This window comes from Paenibacillus sp. SSG-1 (genome assembly GCF_002224835.1).
Lineage (GTDB): Bacteria > Bacillota > Bacilli > Paenibacillales > Paenibacillaceae > Paenibacillus_AQ > Paenibacillus_AQ favisporus.
Window position 1 is genome coordinate 358544 of record NZ_MBRK01000001.1, and the last position, 22585, is coordinate 381128.

A 22585-nucleotide genomic window follows, 5' to 3' on the forward strand; every position below is an offset into this window, starting at 1 on the left:
AATCAGGGAAATTCTAAAGGAGCCATTCTACATGATTCAAGTATCGGAAGCGCGGCATAAGCAGCTGAAATTTATTGGACTGACGGAAAAGGATTTGGAGATTCTGCGGACGCACCAGCCCGTATTCAGCAAGGTGGTCGATGAAGTCGTTGACCATTTTTATCGGCATATCACTTCGGAGCCGGAGCTCATGCGTATCATTGAACGGAAAACGACGATCGACAGGCTGAAGACGACCCAGCGGGAATACTGGATGTCGCTGGCCGAAGGTGTAATTGACGAGCCGTTTCTGGAGAAAAGAATCGCCATCGGACTGGTACATTCGCGCGTTGGCTTAAATACGGATTATTATCTCGGCAGCTACATGGTTTATTTGGACATCGCTGTTGAGCTGTTCAAGAAGGCCATTCCGGACCGCTGGATCGAGGTGATCCATCCCCTGACCAAGATGTTCAACCTCGATTCGCAATTGGTTCTGGAAGCTTATGATATGAAGGAAAAGGAAAAGATCCAAGAGCTTGCCGACGAGCGGGAGCAGGTGCTCCGGGCGGTAACCGAAGTCGTTCAGCAGCTGACAGGCATGATTGCCGAGCTGAACGAGAGTGCCGGCCAAATCGCCGAGACCGCGAAAGTGACCGCGGCTTCCCAGGACCTGGCCCATTCGCTGATGGACGAGCTGCAGGAGGATGTCACCCAAATCGAGAACATGGGCGGCTTGATCAAGGGCATCGCCGACCAGACGCATCTGCTCGGACTGAACGCGGCGATCGAGGCGGCGCATGCCGGGGATTCCGGCAGAGGCTTTGCCGTCGTGGCCGGCGAGGTTCGCAAGCTCGCAGCCCATTCGCGGGAAGCGCTGGAGACGATCCAGGATAAAGTGTCGGGCATCATGGTCCGGCTGGAGAGCGTGCAGCAGGAAACCCGGCAGACATCAGTCCATGCCAGGGCACAGGCGGAGAGCTCCCAGGAGCTGGCCGCTTTCGTGAAGACGATCGAGAAGCTGACGCTGGATCTGGCGGAGATTCAGAATCACCAGTAAACGCCGACGAGGAGCGTCAAGGAAGCTTCATTTGTTCCAGTACCTCATCATTCGCCATTCAGGTATAATAGATTCGTCATCATGAATATTCGAAATCGTAAATGTTTGAATTGATCGGCAACTGATTTGTATTTGAGGTGATTGTATAGTGGCTTCCATTCATGATGTGGCGAAAGAGGCTGGAGTATCTGTCGCAACCGTTTCCAAAGTCATTAACCATTATCCGGACGTCAGCGATAAAACAAGGAAAAAAGTAAAATCGGCGATTGAGCTTCTTCGTTACCGGCCCAATGCCATTGCACGCGGACTCGTTACCGGGAGATCGTGGACCGTGGGGGTGTTGATCAACATTCCCTTTACGAACCCTTATGTGGCTGAACTGCTGGAAGGCATTAAAACGGCGCTGGAGAACAGCGGCTATGATCTCATGCGCCTCTCTGCCCGGCTTAACGATGAGAGTTACTCTTTTATCGACCACTGCGAGAGCAGAAACCTGGATGGGGTCGTCATCTTCGGCGTGGAGCGGGACCACCGGATTATCGGCGAGTTGATCCGCTCCGATATTCCTACCATGTTTGTGGATACGGACGTCATGGGAAACCGGGTCGGAAATATTACATCGGATAACGTGAACGGCGTTCATATGGCCGTCTCCCATCTGTACGGGCTCGGTCACCGGGATATCGCCTATATCGCCGGTACCCTCGGCCATACGGTAGCCGAACGGCGGCTTCAGGGATACAAGCAGGGCCTTGCCGACTGTTCCATCGAATACAGGGACAAGTATCTGGAAGTGTGTGATTATTCTTTTGAAGGCGGCATGGTCGCCATGAGGAAGCTCCTTCATCTTCAGTCTCCCCCGACGGCTGTCGTGTGTACTTCGGATATGGCTGCGATGGGGGCGATTCATGAAATTGAAGCATGGGGATTTTCCGTTCCCGGGGATGTTTCGGTTGTCGGGTTTGACAACATTTTTGAGGCCAAGGTGTTTAAGCCGAGCCTGACGACCGTGAACCAGAACATACATAATATCGGCGCAAGGTCGATTGAGCATCTGATCTCCATGATCGAAAACCCGGAATACTCGCCGCCGGAAATTATGGAGCCGGCCAGCCTGGTTATCCGCCAATCGACCGGCAAAGTGAAGGTTTCTGAAGATCAATTGCGTTAAAATAGGGGGAAGGGATGTGCCGGGCAGGCATGTCCCTTTTTGCGTCCTGTCTGGTCATTTAAGATTACGTTTCATTTCGGCGTGTTACAAAGGACAGGTGCTTAGGTCAAGAAATGTTGTGAATGGTGCACAATATCTTATAATGATAGAAAATCAGGCACCGCTTATAATCAATGGATGAAAGTGACGTGATAGTCGATGGAGGAAAAAAGAGTGCTGGTGGCCGACGATGAGCCGAGCATCCGCAGTGCGATTTCCTATGCGCTCAAACGGGAGGGGTTCGTCGTTGAAACGGCCGCGGACGGTGAGGAGGCGCTGCAGCAGGCGGATGCCTTCCGCCCGGATATGCTGGTGCTGGACGTCATGATGCCCAAGGCAAACGGCTATGAGGTGCTGCGCCGGCTGGAAAACCGCAAAGGACTCGGCATATTGATGCTGACCGTTAAAAACGATATCGTCGACAAGGTTCTGGGGCTGGAGCTTGGGGCCGACGATTTTATGACCAAACCGTTCGATATCCGCGAGCTGGTCGCACGGGTGAAATCGATCGTCCGCCGGCTGGATAAAGTGGAAGAACCCGCGCCTGCGCCGGACGGGAAAAAAGCCGTGCTTGGACAGCTGACCGTTCATGCCGCCAAACGCACAGCGGAAATCAGCGGCCGGCTGCTGGAGCTGACGCCGAAGGAATTCGATCTGCTGTCGCTGCTCGTGTTTCACCCCGGGCGGGTGTACACCCGCGAGGATCTGCTGGATCTCGTATGGGGCATGGAGTATGCAGGGGGCACCCGAACGGTGGACATTCATATCCAGCGGCTGCGGAAAAAGCTGGGCGACGCCCACTATATGCTGCAGACGGTATACGGGATCGGCTATAAGGCGCTGGAGGAGGGCACATGAGCCTCGGCCTGAGATGGAAGTTTCCGCTGTTCCTGGCAGTGCTGCTGGTGTTTACGACCGGCGTGCTCAGCTGGCTTGTACTCAGCGGAATCAGGACCAATCAGCGCGAGCAGATGGAAGAGAGCCTGCAGCGGCAGGCCGACGTAGCCGAAATGAGGGTCAAGCAGGATTATTTGACGGGCGAACGGCTGAAACCGGTGGATTTTATGGGAAAACAGGGGCAGGAGTTGGCCGTGGACCTTGGTATTTCCACCAACATGCGGGTGATCCTGTACGACGCGAAGGGCCAAGAGGTGGGCAATTCCCTGCCGCTGGCCGAAAAACCGGATGTCGGAGATGCCCTGTCTTATGCGCTGAAAGGTAAAATCGCCTACATTACCGAGGCGGATTCCCTGATCTATCTTGCGCCGATGCAGGGGCCTGACGGCATGCTGGGGGTTGTCCAGCTCCATACGTCACTGAAGGCGCAGCATGAATTTTATAACCGGATGGCGTACCGGCTGGTCTGGACAGGCGGCATCGTATTGCTGCTCAGCTTTATTCTGGGATTTATTTATGTTTACCGTCAGGTCAGGGATATCGTGAAGCTGAAGGCGGAGGCGGACCGGATCTCCCGCGGGGAGTATCCGGAGCGGTCCCCGCTGCGGCGGAAAGACGAGCTCGGGCAGCTCGGAACCGGCATTCTGCATATGAGCCGTGACATCAAGGGGCACATGGCTGCGCTCCAGGAGGAAAAGCACCATCTGCAATTGGCCGTGGAGAAGCTGCAGGCGCTCGAGCAGCAGCAGAAGCAGTTTATCAATAACGTGAGCCACGAGTTTAAAACGCCGCTGACGTCGATCCAGGCTTATACGGATTTGCTGGGCATGTACGGTGACGATCCGCAGCTGATCGAGGAAGCGCGCAGTGCGATTGCCAAAGAGTCCGAGCGGTTGTATCAATTGGTCGAGGACGTGCTGCGCTTGTCGCTGCTGGAGAAGTACGATTTTGAATCCCAGGCGGAAGAAGTGGAGCTTGCGGATTTGCTGCAGGATGTCGTATCCCGGATCAGCGCCAAGGCCACCAAATACGATTTAACGATACAGACCGACCTCGTACCTGCCCGGGTGTGGGGGGACCGGGACCATTTCATTCATATTTTTATGAATCTGCTGGATAATGCGATCAAATACAATCGGCCCGGCGGCCGGATTGTCATTCAAAGCCGGGCTTCGGAAGACGAAGTGAGCGTATCGGTCCGCAACACGGGGCGGACCATCCCGCGGGAATGGTGGGCGCATCTGTTCGAGCCGTTCTCCACGCTGCACCAAGACCGCGCCCGCTCTACCGGCGGAACCGGCCTTGGCCTGCCGCTGGCGTCCCAGCTCGCGGAGAAGCAGGGGGGCCGGCTTGAACTCGTCCGTTCGGATGCGGAGGAGACCGAATTTACCGTTTCGTTTCCGCGGCACGCCGGCCGGGAGAATTAGGAAGGTATAGCCTATGTTTTTCCAAAGGGAATGAACTGTGCTTTAGCTGATGCTTTTTTCAATAAAAGTTTACAACTTGGAAACATTTCGACGTATGCCGGATATCATTGGCGTGTAGGATGGGGGTAAGAAATCAGGAAGGGATGAAGCTCATGATGAAACGACATAAACTACTTCCTCCAGTGATCGGCGTGATGATGGCAGGTGCGCTTTTGGCGGGCTGCGGGTCGCCGCAGAGCAATGCAAGCCGGGAGGTCATCGACAAGCCGGGCAAGCAGATCACCGTTATAGATACGGCCGCCGAAGGCCGGAAAAATACCGGAGAAATCCAGGTGGAGCAAATCGAAAAGCTTAAAGACGTGTACGGCCGGACCTGGCTGTCGGACCACGAAGCCATCGTGGAACGAAATCATGTGCTGATGATCCATGATTTTGCCTCCAATATCGAACGCAAGCTGACGGAAAATCCGGCCACGGCCGGTCAATATCTGGCTGCCGCGTCGCCGGACGGGGAGCATGTCTTTTTTACGGGGGGCAACCCGAAAGACAAGTATGATATCGGGGGCTATCTCCTGGATGCGGCTTCCGGAACCGTAACGAAAACGGGCGCATTCTCCATGCTGTCCGATATGTTCTGGGCCGATCCGCAGCATATCCTCGTGAGCACGGATGACAGCAAGCTTCAATTGATCGACCTGCAGGGCAAACGGACCCCGGTCCAATTCTCGGATCCGGAGCTGTCCGACAACGTGCCGCGCATGGCGAGCAAAGCGGGCGACCGTTATTACTATTTGGGCGTACACGAAGGCTACACCGTGCTGAAGTCGTTTACGGCATCGGCGCCTGAGGCCAAGACGATCCAGGAAGGCGTCGTCACATTCAGCCTGTCGCCGGACGGCAGCGCGATCGCCCTGGAGAAACGCGAGTGGAACACGACCAAGGACGCCGAGCTTCAGCTCATCGATGCCAGCGGCAAGAAGCTGGGAACCGTGGCCAAAGGAACGCTTCTCGGCCGGCCGAGCTGGTCGCCGGACGGCAGCAAGATCGCCTTCTCGGTGTATACCGAGGGCGAGCAGGGCATGAAAGGCATGTACGTGTTCGACAAGGCGAGCGGCAAAACGACGCCGCTGTCCACGGAGATCCAGGCCTATGACTCCCCGGCCGTCTGGAGCCCTGACAGCAAGTCGCTGATGGTGTACCAGACCGTGTACGAAGGCGAGAAGTCGTATAATGTGACGTATGTGGTCCATCTGAAGTGATCGCCGCGGTCAGCGGCGGAGCGTGTGCTGTGCGTGCTGCTAGGCAGGCTTCGTGCGGGCTGTGCTTCGAAGCAGAGCGTTGGCGCTGCAGGTTGCGCGTTCTGAGCGCTCGACGGATGAGCGCATGTGTGCGGGGAAGCCCGCTCCGCGTGCGGATCATGCCTCCGATCGCTGTTGCCCCCGAATTTTTTGGGAATGGAATCGAAGGTGAAAATTCGGGGACAAAGGCGACCGCTGCCGCTTCTCCGGCATGATTCCGCCCGCTCCGCTGCTGCCAGCGGCGAGTGGGGTAGTAAGGTCCTTGCGGTGGCTGTGCAGCACCGCAAGGACGGGAACGGCGTAGGGATATGCTTTGGTGCAAAGCGTTCGGCTGGCGCGTGCTCTGCGTGCTGCTAGGCAGGCTTCGTGCGGGCTGTGCTTCGATGCAGAGCGTTGGCGCTGCAGGTTGCGCGTTCTGAGCGCTCGACGGATGAGCGCATGTGTGCGGGGAAGCCCGCTCCGCGTGCGGATCATGCCTCCGATCGCTGTTGCCCCCGAATTTTTTGGGAATGGAATCGAAGGTGAAAATTCGGGGACAAAGGCGACCGCTGCCGCTTCTCCGGCATGATTCCGCCCGCTCCGCTGCTGCCAGCGGCGAGTGGGGTAGTAAGGTCCTTGCGGTGGCTGTGCAGCACCGCAAGGACGGGAACGGCGTAGGGATATGCTTTGGTGCAAAGCGTTCGGCTGGCGCGTGCTCTGCGTGCTGCTAGGCAGGCTTCGTGCGGGCTGTGCTTCGATGCAGAGCGTTGGCGCTGCAGGTTGCGCGTTCTGAGCGCTCGACGGATGAGCGCATGTGTGCGGGGAAGCCCGCTCCGCGTGCGGATCATGCCTCCGATCGCTGTTGCCCCCGAATTTTTCGGGAATGGAATCGAAGGTAAAAATTCGGGGACAAAGGCGACCGCTGCCGCTTCTCCGGCATGATTCCGCCCGCTCCGCTGCTGCCTGCGGTGAGTGGGGGGAGTAAGGTCCTTGCGGTGGCTGTGCAGCACCGCAAGGACGGGAGTGGGAGCGGGCTGTGCTTCGATGCAAAGCGTTCGGCTGGCGCTTGCTGTGCGTGCTGCTGAGCAGGCTTCGTGCGGGCGACGGCGAGCGCGGGCTAATGCTTCGATGCAGAGCGTTGGCGCTGCAGGTTGCGCGTTCTGAGCGCTCGACGGATGAGCGCATGTGTGCGGGGAAGCCCGCTCCGCGTGCGGATCATGCCTCCGATCGCTGTTGCCCCCGAATTTTTCGGGAATGGAATCGAAGGTAAAAATTCGGGGACAAAGGCGACCGCTGCCGCTTCTCCGGCATGATTCCGCCCGCTCCGCTGCTGCCAGCGGTGAGTGGGGGGAGTAAGGTCCTTGCGGTGGCTGTGCAGCACCGCAAGGACGGGAACGGCGTAGGGATATGCTTTGGTGCAAAGCGTTCGGCTGGCGCGTGCTCTGCGTGCTGCTAGGCAGGCTTCGTGCGGGCTGTGCTTCGATGCAGAGCGTTGGCGCTGCAGGTTGCGCGTTCTGAGCGCTCGACGGATGAGCGCATGTGTGCGGGGAAGCCCGCTCCGCGTGCGGATCATGCCTCCGATCGCTGTTGCCCCCGAATTTTTCGGGAATGGAATCGAAGGTAAAAATTCGGGGACAAAGGCGACCGCTGCCGCTTCTCCGGCATGATTCCGCCCGCTCCGCTGCTGCCAGCGGTGAGTGGGGGAGTAAGGTCCTTGCGGTGGCTGTGCAGCACCGCAAGGACGGGGCATGGCAAGGGGCAGTGCTTTGTAGCGGGCATGTTAGCAGGGGAAACTTGGAACGTGCTGATCAGGCTTTATGCTCGAGGCGATGGCGGTCATATTTAGAAAATAAGTCACCACTCAATGTGGTGGCTTTTTTGTATATGTGCGAGGCCATCAGATTTTATAAGAAAAAAATGTAAAAACCGACTTGACCTTGGAGTCTGCTCCAATGTTATTGTGAATTCATGGAAAAACTATATTCTATACAAGAAGCTTCACGAATGCTTGGAATCCCGAAGGATACGCTCCGCTATTATGACCGTCTCGGAATTGTCTCGCCGACGCGGGAAAACAATCGGTACCGCAGGTACTCGAAGAACGACCTCATCGATTTGATGAACGTTCAAATTATGCAGTATGCGGACTTTTCTCTCGACGAAATCAAGGGGAAGTTTGGGTTTCACAGGATGGAGAAGGTGGACCCTGCTTACTGCCAAGAGGTTGCTGCGTTCCTCGATGCCAAGAATGCCGAGACACGCAAAAAGATTGATCATCTTCAGAAGGTCAGTCAGCTGCTCGACGTAGCTGCCGATACATTAAGAGACTTCAATCCAGAAAAAGACCAGCGGCTGGCGGAGATCGTGCGCGAAATTTATCAGGGTATCCGTAAGAAGGAAACGGAAATTTTCGAGGAGGGATGTGATGATCATCAAGGTTAGCAATTTTTATTACCTGATCGCAGGCATTTTTGCAGTACTGTTTGCCGCTACGCACGCATGGAACGGGCAATCCGCTGTTCTTCCGGAGCTCCAGGTAGGTGCGATCACGATGGGGACACGGACGGTATTCATGTATGTTTGGCACATCATCACGGCGGAAAATCTGGTTTTCGGGGTCATGTTTATTTGGATGTCATTCCAAAGCGATCGATCAAAGGTCCGGTTTGCCGCTTGGATGATCGTGTCGCTTCTGAGCGTACGGCTGATGGTCATTCTTGGCGTAACCGCATTTCAAGACGCTTCGTCTCTTACGGATACGTTAATTGACTCGGTTGCAATCGTCATTTATGTGGCCTTTATCATTTTCGGTATCAGGATGAAGCCTAAAAAAGCTGGAAGGTCAGAAGCTACATTTTGATAGGGAGGAATGAAGGTCATCAGTGGGAGGGAGTTATACTTGGTGGCAGAGAGCTAGGCGTCTGCATGTTGCATAGCTCATCTAGGAAGCATGGATTTTATGTAGCGGACGATATAGTGATTGAGTTGTCGGTTGTTCGGGCTATTCCTTACCAAACCAAAAAACCTCTCGAGCGTCCATGGCAGAGTTCACCATGCCGCTCGGGAGGTTTTTGCGTAAAGCTTTCTTTTGGTCCAGAGGTATTTGATGTTAATTACACGTATCGGATTTGCACGCACCAGCGGAGAGGACGGAATCGTTCTGGAGAAGCGGGCAGCGGTCGCCTTTGTCCCCGGATTTCCACCTAGGCATGTTACCGATCAGGAAATCTGGGGGCAACAGCGATCGGAAGAACGATCCGGCATCGGAGCGGTCAACGAAGCTCAACATCTACAAGATCTGCTCCAATGAGCCGCTACAAGGCTCAACGTATGGATTTACAAGATCTGCTCCTAAGAGCGGCTTAGAGATACAGTGGTCAGCGAAGAGGACGGAATCGTTCTGGAGAAGCGGGGAGCGGTCGCCTTTGTCCCCGGATTTCCACCTTGGCATGTTACCGATCAGGAAATCTGGGGACAACAGCGATCGGAAGAACGATCCGGCATCGGAGCGGTCATCGCAGCTCAACATTTACATGATCTGCTCCAATGAGCGGCTTAGAACCTCCCTCACACGAACCGCCGATGCAGCTTCTTGCCGTCGTAGGAGAACATTACCTTTTTGTCCTCGACGATGGTCTCCAGATGCACGGCGCGGCCCCACAGCTGGTACACGTAAGGCAGCGTGCGCTCCATGTACTTCAGGTCGAGCTCGATGCCCTCGTACATATGCTTGATCACCATCTCGCCGGTCCGCAGGTAATCGCCGTCCTCGACGACGAGGTAAGGGCTGCCGCCGTTGACTCGGGCGAAGACGAGCTGGTCGCGGATGTTTTCCCAGCTTTTATCGGTGATTTTCCACTCGGGGCCCTTCTTCTCAAAGACGTACAGGTCCAGATCCTCGGTCAACTGCTTCGTCATGTAGTTGCGGATAAAGGAAATGTCCGAATCGAATTCGCGCACCTCGAAAATTTTCTCACGGCCCTGCCCGGGTTTGCGGCCGCCGAATTCGATTTCCTCCTTGGTCGGATGGTCCCAGCGGCGCTCGATGTCCTCGAAAATTTTCAGCCCTAAATAGTAGGGGTTCAGGCTGTGCCGGGACGGCTGCACGACGGAAGAGTTGAGCTTGGCGAATTCGATCGTCTCGTCGCTCGTCAGGTCCAGCTCGCGGATGATCCGCTGATGCCAGTACGAAGCCCAGCCTTCGTTCATGATTTTGGTCTCCATCTGCGGCCAGAAATAGAGCATTTCGTCGCGGAGCATCGTCATAATGTCGCGCTGCCAGTCCTCCAGCACTTCGGAAAATTCCTGGATGAACCAGACGATGTCCTTTTCCGGTTCAGGCGGGAATTTGCGGTTGGCCGCACTTTCCTGGGACTCAGGCTCCGGCTTGTGATCGAGGTTCCACAAGTCGTCGTATTCGCCGGGCTGGGTCTGGATTTTGCCGGACTCTTTTTGCGCTTTCAGCTTCATTTCCATATAGCGCTGCTTATCCAGGTGCTGCGGCTTGATCAGCTGCGGGTCGACATGCTCCTGGACGGCCAGCACGGCATCGATAAAGCGCTCCACGACTTCGGTGCCGTGCTCGAGTTCGTATTGGCTGATCCGCTCCGCGGTGGCCGACATGCTCTCGACCATGTTGCGGTTGGTGGCGGAAAACCGGTAGTTGTTTTTGAAAAAGTCGCAGTGCGCCAGGACGTGGGCCACGATGAGCTTGTTCTGGATCAGGGAGTTGCCGTCGAGCAGAAAGGCGTAGCACGGATTGGAGTTGATGACCAGTTCATAGATTTTGCTCAGGCCGAAGTCGTACTGCATTTTCATTTTGTTGAACGTCTTGCCGAAGCTCCAGTGTGAAAAACGGGTAGGCATCCCGTAAGCACCGAAGGTGTAAATAATGTCCGCCGGACAAATTTCGTAACGCATCGGATAATAATCCAGGCCGAAGCCGTCAGCGATCTCCATAATTTCACTAATGGCGTATTCCAGCTGTTTGATCTCGTCGCTCATTCGTTCATTGCTCCTTCCTTCTGCGGAAGAATAAAATATGATATCGGGACTATATTTCAATATATTCAGCAGCACCTCAAGTATGAACTGACATGGCCGGCCGAAAGTCCGGATTCTGTCCCGGATCAGGTTGTTGGCAAATCCCAGCAGCCCGGAAATTAATGCAGTCTTCATGTCGATTTATGTTAGAATATAAAAGCATGAGTCTAAGGTTTCCTATTTACGAAAGCGTTTTATATTTTTGCGGGCGGTGACTGCGTTACCATGTGGAAGTACTTTGTGCAAGCAACCAACAACATGAGGATCCGGAATAAATTGATCTTTTCCTACCTGTTCGTCGTCATGATCCCCGTGCTGATCGTGGGGGGCATCATTACCGCCTATTTCAGACAGGATGCATTGGACAATGCGATAGAGCAGACAGCCAACGATGTGGATAAAATCAAAAGCCAGCTGTCCACCATGCTGTCCGTGCCGATCTCGATTTCCAACAAGCTGTACTTGGACGATAACCTGAAGGACCTGGTCAATACAAATTACACGACCATTCTGCAAATGGTGCAGGCCTATTCGAAATACAACGATTTTGAAGAGCTTCCGCGGCTCTATAACGAAATCAGCAACGTCCGCTTCTACCATTACAACAGGACGATGATCAACAACACCCAGTTTATTAACGTTACCGCCAAGATTGAGGGGGAAGAATGGTTCCAAACGGCCATGAACAACCCGCGGATCGGTTGGTTTTTTATGGAGGGAAGCGACATCGGCACCGAAAAGAAGCTGAGCCTGGTGCGCCGGATCAAGTTCAAGGATTACCGAACCCCGGGAGTGCTGGTCATTACGCTCAACCAGAGCATGCTGAACTCGATCCTGAGCAAGGAAACGTTCAACACGCTCATTGCGGATGACAGCGGATACATTGTGGCCGCCAAAAATCCGCAGAACGTCGGCAAAACCCTGAAACAGCTGGATTTGAACATCGATATGCATCAAGGACAGGAACAGACGATCAGCCGGCGCGTCAACGGGGTCTCCTCCAACATTATCGTGGACAAGCTGACGCCGCAGACGAGCTTGAACGGCCTCAGCGTCGTGTCGGTCTTTTCGACCCAGGGCATTGTCCAGGACGCCAAAAAGGTCGGATGGATCGGCATGGCGCTGGTGATCGGCGTGCTGATCCTGGCGCTTACGCTGATATTCGTCGTATCCAAGCTGACGACCAACCGGCTTCTGCATTTGAGCAGACAGCTGAACAAGGTGGCCCGGGGGAACTTCGATACGATTTCCTTCTTGGATGGCAATGACGAAATTGGGCAGCTCTCCCGCCAGTTCAACTATATGGTCCGAAGCATCAACGACCTGCTGAACCAGGTGTATGAGAGCAATGAGAAGAACACCAAGCTTGAGGTTGCGCAAAAAGAAATCAAGCTCAAAATGATGGCCAGCCAGATCAACCCGCACTTTTTGTTCAATGCCCTGGAATCGATCCGGATGAAGGCTCATCTGAACGGGGAGAAGGAAATCGCCAACATCGTGCGGCTGCTGGGCAAGCTGATGCGCAAAAACCTCGAAGTCGGCAGTGTGAAAAAAACGCTGAAAGAGGAAATGGACATTGTCCGCGCGTATTTGGAAATCCAGAAGTTCCGGTATGAGGACCGCTTGAACTACGAGCTGATCGTCGAGCCGGAAACCGAACGGGTGCTGCTTCCGCCGCTGATCATTCAGCCGCTGGTGGAGAATGCGATTATCCATGGCCTGGAAGGCAAGGAAGTGGACGGGATGCTGCGCGTCCGCTGCTCGATGAAAGAAGATATGCTGCATGTCGAGGTTATCGATAACGGGGCCGGCATGTCGGAGGAACGCAGGCAATTCGTTCTGGCGACGCTGGATGCGGAAGAGGAGGAAGGCAACCGCATCGGCTTTCGGAACATCCATCAGCGAATTAAGCTGACATATGGAGACGACTTCGGCCTGCATATTACGAGTATCCTGGGACAGGGAACCAAGATGGAATTCATGATACCAACAGGGGGAGAAATGCATGTTTAACGTTTTGATTGTGGATGACGAACCGATGATCCGCGAAGGCCTCAAGACGATCATCGACTGGGAGAGCTTCGGGTTTACGGTGGTGGATACGGCGGCCAACGGCCGGGATGGGCTGGATAAAATCAAAGAGCTGAAGCCCGATCTGACTATCATCGATATCCGCATGCCGGGCATGACCGGTCTCGACGTCATTGAAGAGGCCCGGGCCGCCATGATCTCGACGCATTTTCTAATTTTGAGCGGATATGCCGATTTTGATTATGCCAAGCGGGCGATCGGTTACGGCGTAAACGGATACCTGCTGAAGCCGCTGGATGAGGAGGAGCTCGGGGAGGAGCTGCAGCGGATTGGCGCGATTCTGACCCGGGAGAAGCAATCGCACCGTTCCGCGGAAGAGGACCATGTCTTCCGTGAGCACCTGCTTGAATCCTTTCTACTGCAGGAAGAAGCGCTTCGGGATCCGGCGATGGTCATGCAGCTGGGGCTGGACTGGCCGAGGTATCAGATCGTCCTGCTCGAAATCCATGGATCGGCGGACGATGCCCCTTTAGCCGCCTTAAGACGAAAGCTGTCGGTCCATTTTGAAGGTGCGGAGCGTGTCATTGTGTTTTCGGCGGGGCCGTTTGCGGCCGTGCTGTGGGACCGGGGCATGTCCCGGGAAGACGATGCTGCCCGCTATTACGCGGAATGGGGTGCGCTGCTGCCGGATAACAAGGGATGGTTTGCCGCCGCCGGGGGAGCGATCACCGATATTTCGCTCATTGGACAATCGTATGCGGAGGCCGCCGAGCTGCTGCACCATCGTTTTCTGTTCCATGAAGAGCGTTTGATGCTGCCCGGGGATTTGGCCCTGATGGCAGAGTCATACCCGGAGAAGACGCCGCTCGATCCAACCGGAGAAATCGAACTGTCGGATATGCTGTATTATGCCCTGGACATCCGGAGCATGGAAGCGGTCGGCCGCTTTTTTGACGAGCTGGAGGAGCGGGTTGTCGGTTTCGGGCAGGCCGAGCAGGCGGTGAAGTCGGCGGTGACCCATATTTTGACCATGGCCATCAACAAGCTGTCGGGACAGAACCAGGCATTGTATCCGCTGCTGCAGGATGCGCCGCTCTTCATTACGGAGGCGTTCCGCCAGCCGACATGGGAGCAGCTGAAAGCGGTAGCGGCCGCCCATTTAAGCAGCCTGATCGAGAGGATCGGCGGCGGGAGCAAGGATGCCGTGCTGAAGCAGATGATCGATTTTATTCACCGGAACTACAAGGAGAACCTGAAGCTGGAGCTTCTGGCCCAGGTGTTTAATTACAACAGCGCTTACCTGGGGAAAATGTTCAAAAACTATACGGGTGAGAACTTTAACGCGTTCCTGGACAACGTGCGGATTGAGCACGCGAAGGAGCTGTTATCCCAGGGACTTAAGGTGCATCAAGTGGCGGCCTGTGTCGGGTATGCAAACGTGGACTATTTTCACAGCAAATTCAAGAAATACGTCGGGGCATCCCCGTCGTCATTCCGGAAAAAGGAGCCTTCCGAGTAGTCTCTTGACTTTCGCTGATCCTGCAGGATGATTTTGGCTATACCGTCTTTCAAAAACGTTTTCGAGGCAAAAAACCCCCCCGAAAATTAGATTTTTTGGGGGGTTTTTGTGTAAAGTCATGTCAAATTTCGACTATGAAAGCGTTATATCTAATTTTTATATGATTTTAGGTGAAATCCGATGGGTATTTTTATAAGCGCTTCATTTAGTAAGATGAAGGTATCAATTAGAGGAGGGGTTATTGAATGGAAGCGCTCACACCTAACACCATTCCCCGCAGCGGTCAAGATACTGCTAAAGCACCAAAGCGAAAACGAAAGGGTGGCTTCTGGAGTACGGTGCTCCAGCAAAAATATTTATATTTAATGTCGCTCCCTTTTGTCATTTGGGTGTTCGTGTTCAGTTACCTGCCGCTTTGGGGCTGGACGATGGCCTTTCAAAACTACAAACCGGCAAGGTCATTTTCCGAGCAAAAATGGGTAGGATTTAAATATTTTCAAGAGCTGTTCCAAGACGACCGGTTTTATCTGGTGCTGCGGAACACGCTGGCGATGAGCTTCATGGGCCTCATTCTGGGATTCGTGGTTCCGATCTTCTTCGCGATTCTCCTTAATGAGCTGCGGGGCATGTTCTTCAAGCGGTTCGTGCAGACGGTTTCTTACCTGCCGCACTTTGTATCCTGGGTCGTTGTGGCAGGCATTATTACGAAAATGCTTTCAATTGACGGCGGTGCGGTCAACCAGATTTTGATGGCGCTCCACCTCACGGACGAACCTATACAGTTCATGGCGAAGGGCAACTGGTTCTGGTACATTGTAACCGGTTCCGATGTCTGGAAGGAAACAGGCTGGAATACGATCATCTATTTGGCAGCAATCACAGGGATTGACCCGGAGCTGTACGAAGCATCCCGCGTCGACGGTGCGAGCCGCTGGAGACAGATGTGGCACATTACGCTGCCGGGCATCCGCTCGACGATCTCGGTTCTCCTGATTATGTCGATTGGCCACTTGATCAGCATCGGCTTCGAGAAACAATTCCTGCTCGGCAACAACCTGGTGACGGATTACTCGGAGGTTCTCGATCTGTACGCACTGAATTACGGTCTGAATATGGGCAGGTTCTCATACGGTACCGCCATCGGCATATTCAACTCCGTAGTCAGCATCATCCTGTTGTTTACGGCTAACGGCATTTTCAAAAAGGTTCCGAAAGAAAGCATTATGTAGGAGGCGAGAAATCGAGATGCCAAACAAAGCGTTTAATGCGACCAGATCCGATAAGATCTTCGATATATGCAACATCATCTTCATGGCGATCGTGCTGATCGTTACGCTGTATCCGTTTCTGAACGTGCTCGCCATATCGCTGAACGATTCCATCGATACGGTGCGCGGAGGCATCACCATCTGGCCGCGTGCGTTCACATTTGAAAACTATAAGACGATATTTGCTTATGACACTTTGCTTCAAGGCTTGAAAATTTCCATTTTGCGTACGATCGTCGGTGCTGTTCTGGGACTGCTCAGCGCATCAATGCTGGCGTATACGCTCAGCCGGCCTGATTTTCAGGCCCGGAAGTTCGTATCGACTTTCCTGGCGATGACGATGTACTTCTCCGGCGGCCTGATCCCGGGATACATCCTGATGCGCGACCTGAACCTGATCGGCACGTTCTGGGTATATGTTCTGCCGGGTCTCGTTAGTGCATTCAACGTTTTTATCGTCCGTTCCTTTATCGACGGCTTGCCTTATGCCCTTCAGGAATCGGCCAAGCTGGACGGAGCCAACGATTTTACGGTATACTGGCGCATTATCCTGCCGCTCTGTAAACCGGTTCTTGCGACGATCGCGCTGTTCCTTGCCGTAGGTCAGTGGAACTCCTGGTTCGATACGTACCTGTATAACGGCAGCAACGCAACCTGGACTACCCTGCAGTACGAGCTGATGAAGGTGCTGCAGAGCACGCAGCAGGGCGGCGGAGCGATCAACGCGAACGATATGGCCAAGCAAATGGCCCAGATTTCGCCGGAATCGATCAAGATGGCCATTACCATCGTCGTGACCGTGCCGATCCTGATCGTCTATCCGTTCCTGCAGAAATATTTTGTCAGCGGCATGACGCTGGGCGCGGTGAAATCGTAAAATACCGCTTTTTCAGAAGTTACATTCCTATATAGAGGTATCAGCAGGCTAGCCTGTTATACAAAATAGATAAAGAAAAAGATTAGACATCATGGGGAGGGTTTACGCAATGCCAAAGAAAGCGTTCAAGGTAACCGCGATTTCTCTGATCATCGCATCAATGCTAGCGGTTGCGGGCTGCGGCGGAGGCAAGGAGGATACCGCGGCCAAAGATACAGGCGACACGACATCGCCGATCACCTTCAGTTTTTTCGGTGCGGATGCGAGTCCAAACTGGAACAAAATGCAGGATGAAGTCGGCAAGGAAATCACTGCGAAGACAGGCGTTACGATCAATGCGGAGTTCGCTGTATCCGGCGGAGGGCAGGATAAGATTTCCCTGATGGCCGCAAGCGGCGACTATCCGGATCTTATTTTTGCTAAAGGTGACGTTAACAAGCTGGTGGATGCCGGCGCAATGCTCGACCTGACCGATCTGATTGACAAGTACGCGCCGAACCTGAAGAAGGTATATGGCGACTACATGGACCGTCTGAAGTACAGCAATGATGACCAAGCCATCTATGTGCTGCCGACCAATGCGGCGGTGAACCAGCAGTATTTTGACGCCGGCGGCGGATTTGAAATCCAGAATGCCGTGCTGAAAGAGCTGGGCTATCCGGAAGTAAAAACCGTCAAGGATTTTGAGAACGTGCTAAAGGCTTATAAAGAGAAGCATCCGACGATTGACGGCCAGCCAACCATTCCGTTGACGCTGGATGCGGACGACTGGAGAATCATGATCACCGTTACCAACCCTGCGTTCCTCGCAACAGGAGCACCGGACGACGGCGAATATTTCATCAATCCGCAAACCTATGAGGCTCAGCTGCACTACAAGCGTCCGGAGGAAAAAGAGTACTTCCGCTGGCTGAACCATATGTACAACGAAGGCCTGCTGGATAAGGAAACGTTTGTACAGAAGAGCGACCAGTACAAGTCTAAAATTTCGAGCGGACGCGTGCTTGGCCTGATCGACCAGGAATGGGGTTATTCCGACGCAGAGAACGCGCTGAAATCTGCGGGCAAGGATGAAAGAACTTACGCTCACCTGCCGGTAACCTTGTCGGAAGAATATAAGGATCACTCCTTCCAGGATACAGGCTTTACATCCGGATGGGGCATCGGCATCACGAACAACTGTAAAGATCCGGTCCGGGCGATTAAATTCATGGATTGGCTCGCTTCCGACGAAGGGCAAGTATTGATCAACTGGGGTATCGAAGGCAAGCACTACAATGTCGAGGACGGCAAGCGCGTCATTCCTCAAGAAATTCAAGATAAGAAAATCAACGACGCTTCCAACTTTACGAAAACGTCGGGCATCGGCCTGTACACGATCTTCTCCGCTCACTATGGTGACGGCGTGAAGGATCCATCCGGCAACTACTATACGACGAACTTCCCGGATCAAATCGTAGCCAGCTACACGCCAGCCGAGAAAGAAACACTGAAAGCTTACGGCGCTACGACATGGAAAGACCTGTTCCCATCGGAAAAGGATTTCCCGGTTAAGCCTTGGGGAGCAGCATACAACATTTCGGTTGAAGAAGGTTCTGATTACACCGTAACGTACCAGAAAACGCAGGACATTATCCGCAAGCGCATTCCGGAAGCGATCCTGACGACGCCGGACAAATTCGACGCAGTCTATGACAACATGATCAAGGAACTGAATGCCGCCGGTGCGGAAAAAATGGAACAGCAATACACTGAGCTGGTGAAGGACCGTGTCGAGTTGTGGGGCGGAACGACCGAAGCGAAGTAATCCGAATTTTTAAAAAAGAGCAATAAGTTCATCAGGTAGGGCCTGCTCATAGCAGTAGGTCCTATTTGTGATGGATTTTTGTGACTCTATTCAATTTTATACCTTATATAATATAAAGGTGTTTATTTACTGTTGTATCAACATTTTTTGATAATTATTGATCGCAAACGAATCAAAAATTAAATTTAAAAAATATGTATTAAAATGACTTGACAGTCGTTTTTAAATCTTTTATGATTCAAATATGAAAGCACTTTCATTACACATTTTCCCTGCAGGCTGTTTTCGAAAACGTTTTAAACAAAGAGGTGGAGTCGAACAAGAAACCAGAGATGTGAAGTGAGGAAGTTTAGTTATCTGAGTTTTGTAAACGTATTCAATTCATCTAGGTTTCGGCACAACATGCGGCAGTGCCCAGCGTCCATGCGACGTTTGACGCAATGCCGGCTCTAGAATGCAGCACGAAGTAATTCCATTAGTAATGAAGGGGGATATGATTCACATGAAGGGAAACACAAAGAAGAAGTTTGGAATGCTGCTCCTCGCCAGTATGCTGCTCGTTTCCGCAGGCTGCAGCAGCTCAGGGGGCGACAAATCGGCCGAATCCGGCAGCTCGTCTTCCAATGCGGCGCAGGAGGAGAAGGCTGACGATACGAGCCCGATCACGTTCTCGTTCTTTGGCGCTGACGCCAGCCCGAACTGGAACAAGATGCAGGATGAGATCGGTAAAGAAATTACGAAGAGAACTGGCGTGACCATCAATGCGGAATATGCCGTATCCGGCGCCGGCACCGATAAAATATCCCTGATGGCTGCGAGCGGAGAATATCCTGACTTTATCTTTGCCAAAGGGGACGTCGACAAGCTGGTGGAAGCCGGCGCGATGATCGACCTGACCGATTTGATCGACAAGTACGGCCCGAACCTCAAGAAGGTATATGGCAAGTACATGAACCGTCTGCCGTACAGCAACGATGATAAAGCCATCTATGTGCTTCCGACGAACGGGGCGGTGGATCAGCAGTACTTTGACGCCGGCGGCGGATTTGAAATCCAGAATGCCGTCCTGAAAGAGCTTGGCTATCCGGAAGTAAAAACCGTTAAGGATTTTGAAAACGTTCTCCAGCAATACAAAGACAAACATCCGACGATCGACGGCAAGCCGACGATTCCGCTGACACTGGACGCGGATGACTGGAGAATCATGATCACCGTAACGAACCCGGCCTTCTTGACAACAGGCGCTCCGGATGACGGAGAATACTTCATTAACCCTGAAACCAACGAAGCTCAGTTGCACTACAAGCGTCCGGAAGAGAAAGAATACTTCCGCTGGCTGAACCATATGTACAATGTGGGTCTGCTGGATAAGGATACGTTTGTGCAAAAGAGCGACCAATATAAATCCAAAATCGCCAGCGGCCGCGTCCTGGGTCTGATCGACCAAGAGTGGGGCTATTCCGACGCCGAGAATGCGCTCAAGACCGCCGGCAAAGCGGAGCGCACTTATGCTCACTTCCCTGTAACGCTGTCGGATGAATACAAAGACCATTCCTTCCAGGATACCGGATTCGTCGCTGGTTGGGGCGTAGGCATTACAACGGCATGTAAGGACCCGGTCCGCTTGATCAAGTTCCTGGACTTCCTTGCATCCGATGAAGGCCAAGTGCTGCTCAACTGGGGGATCGAAGGCAAGCACTACAACATGGTGGACGGCAAGCGCGTTATTCCTGATGAAGTACAGGACAAGAAAGTCAACGATAACGCCAACTTTACGAAAACGTCCGGCATCGGTCTGTACACCACCTTCTCCGCTCACTACGGCGACGGCGTGAAAGATCCATCCGGCAACTACTACACGACGAACTTCCCGGATCAAATCGTAGCTTCTTATACGCAGCCGGAGAAAGAAACCTTGAAAGCGTATGGCGCAACAACCTGGAAAGACCTGTTCCCGTCTGAAAAGGACTTCCCTGTCAAACCTTGGGGCGCAGCCTACAACATGGCCACTCCTCAGGACGGCAATTATAATGTTATCTATCAAAAAACGCAGGATATTATCCGCAAGCGGATTCCGGAAGCCATCCTGGCGAAGCCGGAACAGTTCGACAGCATTTATGACAATATGCTGAAAGAGCTGGATGCTGCAGGTGCTAAAGAAATCGAAAAACAATATACGGAACTGATCAAGGAAAGAGTCGAGCTCTGGGGCGGAAGCGCTCAATAAGCCGGCCTGATCAGAGGAACGAGGGTCCCGGGATGTATCCCGGGGCCCTTTTTTGTTTTTTTTTTCAAAAAACCATTGCTTCCGGGAGAACATCCTGCTAAGATGTAAACAACAAATTGATAATATCAAAATGATATTATTGATATCTCGCCATTGCCCTCATCGGTCACGGGATCTGTGAAGGCGTAATGGAGCAGCTGGAGGGAACGGACATGGGAAAATGGTTTAAAGCATGGAGCGCCTACGAGCTGGTATGGCTCAGCGTATTTTGCGGAATTGCGGTCGGACTTACGGTGATCATGAAGGATAGCCTGTTCGGGTTTACTGTGTTTCTGACCGGCGTGCTGTGCGTGGTGCTGGCGGCGAAGGGCAACCTGATGAGTTATGTATTCGGGATGTACAACACGTTCGGGTACGCGTACCTGGCTTATACGAACGGGATTTACGGGGAGATGCTGCTGAATCTGCTGTTCTTCGTTCCGATGAACGTGGTCGGCTTCTTCTTGTGGCGGAAGCATCAGGACGGCGGCAAGCTTGAGATGCGACGCATGAACCTCCGAGGGATTCTGTGGACCGGAGCCGCATGCGTGCTTGGGAGCGTGATGATCGGGTATTTCCTGTCGCTGATACCGACGCAGAACTCGCCGTACATCGATGCGATCACCAACGTGCTGTCGGTTGTAGCAACCTTCCTGATGGTATGGCGTTATAAGGAACAATGGCTGGTGTATATCGTACTGAATGCTTTTACCGTGCTGCTGTGGGTGCTGCGTACCCTGGACGGCAGTCCTGACGGGCTGCTCATGATCGTCATGTGGAGCGCGTATCTCATCAATGCGGCATACGGTTATTACACTTGGAACAAAGGGGCAAAGGAGGCTTACCGATGAAAAAGCTGGGACTGACGTTGGGGAAATTCGCCCCTTTTCATAAAGGGCATCAATACATGGTGGAGACGGCGCTGAAGGAAGTGGATGAATTGATCGTGGTCATTTACGATACGACGGTCACGACCATTCCGCTGCATATCCGCGCCGGCTGGATCCGGAAGCTGTATCCGGGCGTCAGGGTGATCGAAGCGTGGGACGGTCCGGACGGCTATTCGAATGACCGGGAGCATGAAATCAGAGAGGAGCAGTATATTTTGGGGCTGCTTGACGGTGAGCAGGTTAGTCATTTTTATTCGAGCGAGTTTTATGGCGAGCACATGAGCAAGGCGCTTGGCGCCGTAGACCGCCGCGTCGATGAGGCGAGGGGCGTGGTGCCGATTTCGGCGACGATGATCCGGGAGGACCCGTATAAGCATCGTCAATTTGTAAGTGACATCGTATACCGTGATCTCATTACGAAAGTGGTCTTCGTCGGGGCGATGTCGACCGGCAAGTCAACGCTGACGGAGGCGCTGGCCGGCAAATACAACACAACTTATGCCAGCGAGTACGGCCGGGATTATTGGACGGAGCATCAGGTGGACCGGCGGATCAGCTTCGAGGCTTTTGACGAGATTGCGGCGGGGCATATCGAGCGCGAAGAGAAGGCGCTGCTGGAGGCGAACCGGTATCTGTTCGTGGACACGAACGCCATCACGACGTATATGTTCGCGCTGGATTATCACGGCCGGGCTCCGGAGCTGCTGACCCGGCTGGCGCTGGAGAACGCCGGCAGATACGATCTCTTTTTCCTGTGCGAGGACGATATCCCATATGACGATACGTGGGACCGCAGCGGGGACCAGAAGCGGCATGTATTCCACAAGCAGATTATCGCCGATTTGAAGGAGCGCCGGATTCCTTACATCCCATTAAGGGGATCGCTGGAGGAGCGGATCAAGCGGGTCGAGGAGGTGCTGAAGGCGTTTGTTCCGTACAGCAACTATTTTGGAAGCCTTGTTTAAGCCAGCCCATTTATTGGATTAAAGAGGGGGCTGCTGGTAGAATAGAGAACGGATTGCTAGATTGGCCTG

21 protein-coding genes are annotated in these 22585 nt (G+C 53.5%); 17 read left to right on the plus strand and 4 right to left on the minus strand.

From position 1 onward, the window contains the following. Positions 1-31: 31 nt before the first annotated feature. The 5 genes from BCV73_RS36095 (at position 32) to BCV73_RS01880 (ending at position 5832) form a co-directional block, all read left to right on the plus strand. Complete coding sequence (locus tag BCV73_RS36095; RefSeq protein ID WP_089545748.1) at positions 32-1039, plus strand: globin-coupled sensor protein; 1008 nt, start codon at positions 32-34, stop codon at positions 1037-1039. Between the two features lie 148 nt (positions 1040-1187). After that, positions 1188-2210 carry a LacI family DNA-binding transcriptional regulator gene (locus tag BCV73_RS01865; RefSeq protein WP_089545749.1) on the plus strand — a complete coding sequence of 341 codons (1023 nt, stop codon included), beginning with the start codon at positions 1188-1190 and terminating at the stop codon, positions 2208-2210. Positions 2211-2408: 198 nt separating this feature from the next. Beyond that, complete coding sequence (locus BCV73_RS01870; protein ID WP_089545750.1) at positions 2409-3107, plus strand: response regulator transcription factor; 699 nt, start codon at positions 2409-2411, stop codon at positions 3105-3107. After that, positions 3104-4573, plus strand: a complete 1470-nt coding sequence (locus BCV73_RS01875; protein WP_089545751.1) for a sensor histidine kinase — start codon at positions 3104-3106, stop codon at positions 4571-4573. The genes BCV73_RS01870 and BCV73_RS01875 overlap by 4 nt, the downstream gene beginning before the upstream one ends. Before the next feature lie 155 nt (positions 4574-4728). Further along, positions 4729-5832, plus strand: coding sequence for a TolB family protein (locus tag BCV73_RS01880; protein WP_218828083.1), 1104 nt, complete (start codon positions 4729-4731; stop codon positions 5830-5832). Positions 5833-5988: 156 nt separating this feature from the next. On the opposite strand, the gene BCV73_RS34695 is transcribed toward BCV73_RS01880, so the two are convergent. The 3 genes from BCV73_RS34695 to BCV73_RS34705 form a co-directional block, all read right to left on the minus strand. Next, positions 5989-6345, minus strand: coding sequence for a hypothetical protein (locus BCV73_RS34695; protein ID WP_143811815.1), 357 nt, complete (start codon positions 6343-6345; stop codon positions 5989-5991). Further along, entirely contained in the window at positions 6342-6860 is a 519-nt protein-coding gene (locus BCV73_RS34700; RefSeq protein ID WP_218828084.1) for a hypothetical protein, read from the minus strand. The genes BCV73_RS34695 and BCV73_RS34700 overlap by 4 nt, the downstream gene beginning before the upstream one ends. Positions 6861-6967: 107 nt before the next feature. Further along, complete coding sequence (locus BCV73_RS34705) at positions 6968-7600, minus strand: hypothetical protein (protein ID WP_143811816.1); 633 nt, start codon at positions 7598-7600, stop codon at positions 6968-6970. Positions 7601-7818: 218 nt separating this feature from the next. On the opposite strand from BCV73_RS34705, the gene BCV73_RS01885 reads away from it, so the two are divergent. The 4 genes from BCV73_RS01885 (at position 7819) to BCV73_RS34925 (ending at position 9400) form a co-directional block, all read left to right on the plus strand. Next, on the plus strand, positions 7819-8292 hold the full coding sequence (locus BCV73_RS01885; RefSeq protein WP_089545753.1) for a MerR family transcriptional regulator: 474 nt from the start codon (positions 7819-7821) through the stop codon (positions 8290-8292). Further along, positions 8276-8710 (plus strand): hypothetical protein, encoded by a 435-nt coding sequence (locus tag BCV73_RS01890; protein ID WP_179231859.1) that lies wholly within the window; start codon positions 8276-8278, stop codon positions 8708-8710. Before BCV73_RS01885 ends, BCV73_RS01890 begins: the two co-directional genes overlap by 17 nt. A gap of 246 nt (positions 8711-8956) precedes the next feature. Then, on the plus strand, positions 8957-9160 hold the full coding sequence (locus BCV73_RS01895; protein WP_143811817.1) for a hypothetical protein: 204 nt from the start codon (positions 8957-8959) through the stop codon (positions 9158-9160). A gap of 63 nt (positions 9161-9223) precedes the next feature. Beyond that, the gene (locus tag BCV73_RS34925) at positions 9224-9400 is read left to right on the plus strand and encodes a hypothetical protein (protein ID WP_179231860.1); all 177 of its coding nucleotides are present in this window, start codon (positions 9224-9226) and stop codon (positions 9398-9400) included. A 17-nt stretch (positions 9401-9417) separates the two neighbouring features. Here BCV73_RS34925 and BCV73_RS01900 read toward each other — a convergent pair whose 3' ends face one another. After that, entirely contained in the window at positions 9418-10854 is a 1437-nt protein-coding gene (locus tag BCV73_RS01900) for a SpoVR family protein (protein ID WP_089545755.1), read from the minus strand. A 264-nt stretch (positions 10855-11118) separates the two neighbouring features. Here BCV73_RS01900 and BCV73_RS01905 point away from each other — a divergent pair, with 264 nt between their 5' ends. The 8 genes from BCV73_RS01905 (at position 11119) to BCV73_RS01940 (ending at position 22516) form a co-directional block, all read left to right on the plus strand. Continuing rightward, complete coding sequence (locus tag BCV73_RS01905; RefSeq protein WP_089545756.1) at positions 11119-12906, plus strand: sensor histidine kinase; 1788 nt, start codon at positions 11119-11121, stop codon at positions 12904-12906. After that, positions 12899-14443, plus strand: a complete 1545-nt coding sequence (locus tag BCV73_RS01910) for a response regulator transcription factor (protein WP_089545757.1) — start codon at positions 12899-12901, stop codon at positions 14441-14443. The genes BCV73_RS01905 and BCV73_RS01910 overlap by 8 nt, the downstream gene beginning before the upstream one ends. Positions 14444-14688: 245 nt before the next feature. Next, the gene (locus tag BCV73_RS01915) at positions 14689-15672 is read left to right on the plus strand and encodes an ABC transporter permease (RefSeq protein ID WP_089545758.1); all 984 of its coding nucleotides are present in this window, start codon (positions 14689-14691) and stop codon (positions 15670-15672) included. A 16-nt stretch (positions 15673-15688) separates the two neighbouring features. Next, the gene (locus BCV73_RS01920) at positions 15689-16588 is read left to right on the plus strand and encodes a carbohydrate ABC transporter permease (RefSeq protein ID WP_076170554.1); all 900 of its coding nucleotides are present in this window, start codon (positions 15689-15691) and stop codon (positions 16586-16588) included. Positions 16589-16697: 109 nt separating this feature from the next. Then, a complete protein-coding gene (locus tag BCV73_RS01925; RefSeq protein WP_089545759.1) occupies positions 16698-18395 on the plus strand; it encodes an ABC transporter substrate-binding protein in 1698 nt (565 codons plus the stop codon). A 502-nt stretch (positions 18396-18897) separates the two neighbouring features. Then, positions 18898-20622 (plus strand): ABC transporter substrate-binding protein, encoded by a 1725-nt coding sequence (locus BCV73_RS01930; RefSeq protein WP_089545760.1) that lies wholly within the window; start codon positions 18898-18900, stop codon positions 20620-20622. 212 nt (positions 20623-20834) lie between these two features. Next, complete coding sequence (gene pnuC, locus BCV73_RS01935) at positions 20835-21512, plus strand: nicotinamide riboside transporter PnuC (protein WP_089550062.1); 678 nt, start codon at positions 20835-20837, stop codon at positions 21510-21512. Next, a complete protein-coding gene (locus BCV73_RS01940; protein ID WP_089545761.1) occupies positions 21509-22516 on the plus strand; it encodes an AAA family ATPase in 1008 nt (335 codons plus the stop codon). The genes pnuC and BCV73_RS01940 overlap by 4 nt, the downstream gene beginning before the upstream one ends. Positions 22517-22585 lie beyond the last annotated feature (69 nt).

Coding starts and splice junctions, on each gene's coding strand:
- BCV73_RS36095 (WP_089545748.1), top strand. CDS start 32: ATGATTCAAGTATCGGAAGCGCGGCATAAGCAGCTGAAATTTATTGGA.
- BCV73_RS01870 (WP_089545750.1), top strand. CDS start 2,409: ATGGAGGAAAAAAGAGTGCTGGTGGCCGACGATGAGCCGAGCATCCGC.
- BCV73_RS01875 (WP_089545751.1), top strand. CDS start 3,104: ATGAGCCTCGGCCTGAGATGGAAGTTTCCGCTGTTCCTGGCAGTGCTG.
- BCV73_RS01880 (WP_218828083.1), top strand. CDS start 4,729: ATGAAACGACATAAACTACTTCCTCCAGTGATCGGCGTGATGATGGCA.
- BCV73_RS34695 (WP_143811815.1), bottom strand. CDS start 6,345: ATGATCCGCACGCGGAGCGGGCTTCCCCGCACACATGCGCTCATCCGT.
- BCV73_RS34705 (WP_143811816.1), bottom strand. CDS start 7,600: ATGCCCCGTCCTTGCGGTGCTGCACAGCCACCGCAAGGACCTTACTCC.
- BCV73_RS01885 (WP_089545753.1), top strand. CDS start 7,819: ATGGAAAAACTATATTCTATACAAGAAGCTTCACGAATGCTTGGAATC.
- BCV73_RS01890 (WP_179231859.1), top strand. CDS start 8,276: ATGATCATCAAGGTTAGCAATTTTTATTACCTGATCGCAGGCATTTTT.
- BCV73_RS01895 (WP_143811817.1), top strand. CDS start 8,957: ATGTTAATTACACGTATCGGATTTGCACGCACCAGCGGAGAGGACGGA.
- BCV73_RS01900 (WP_089545755.1), bottom strand. CDS start 10,854: ATGAGCGACGAGATCAAACAGCTGGAATACGCCATTAGTGAAATTATG.
- BCV73_RS01905 (WP_089545756.1), top strand. CDS start 11,119: ATGTGGAAGTACTTTGTGCAAGCAACCAACAACATGAGGATCCGGAAT.
- BCV73_RS01910 (WP_089545757.1), top strand. CDS start 12,899: ATGTTTAACGTTTTGATTGTGGATGACGAACCGATGATCCGCGAAGGC.
- BCV73_RS01915 (WP_089545758.1), top strand. CDS start 14,689: ATGGAAGCGCTCACACCTAACACCATTCCCCGCAGCGGTCAAGATACT.
- BCV73_RS01920 (WP_076170554.1), top strand. CDS start 15,689: ATGCCAAACAAAGCGTTTAATGCGACCAGATCCGATAAGATCTTCGAT.
- BCV73_RS01925 (WP_089545759.1), top strand. CDS start 16,698: ATGCCAAAGAAAGCGTTCAAGGTAACCGCGATTTCTCTGATCATCGCA.
- BCV73_RS01930 (WP_089545760.1), top strand. CDS start 18,898: ATGAAGGGAAACACAAAGAAGAAGTTTGGAATGCTGCTCCTCGCCAGT.
- pnuC (WP_089550062.1), top strand. CDS start 20,835: ATGGGAAAATGGTTTAAAGCATGGAGCGCCTACGAGCTGGTATGGCTC.
- BCV73_RS01940 (WP_089545761.1), top strand. CDS start 21,509: ATGAAAAAGCTGGGACTGACGTTGGGGAAATTCGCCCCTTTTCATAAA.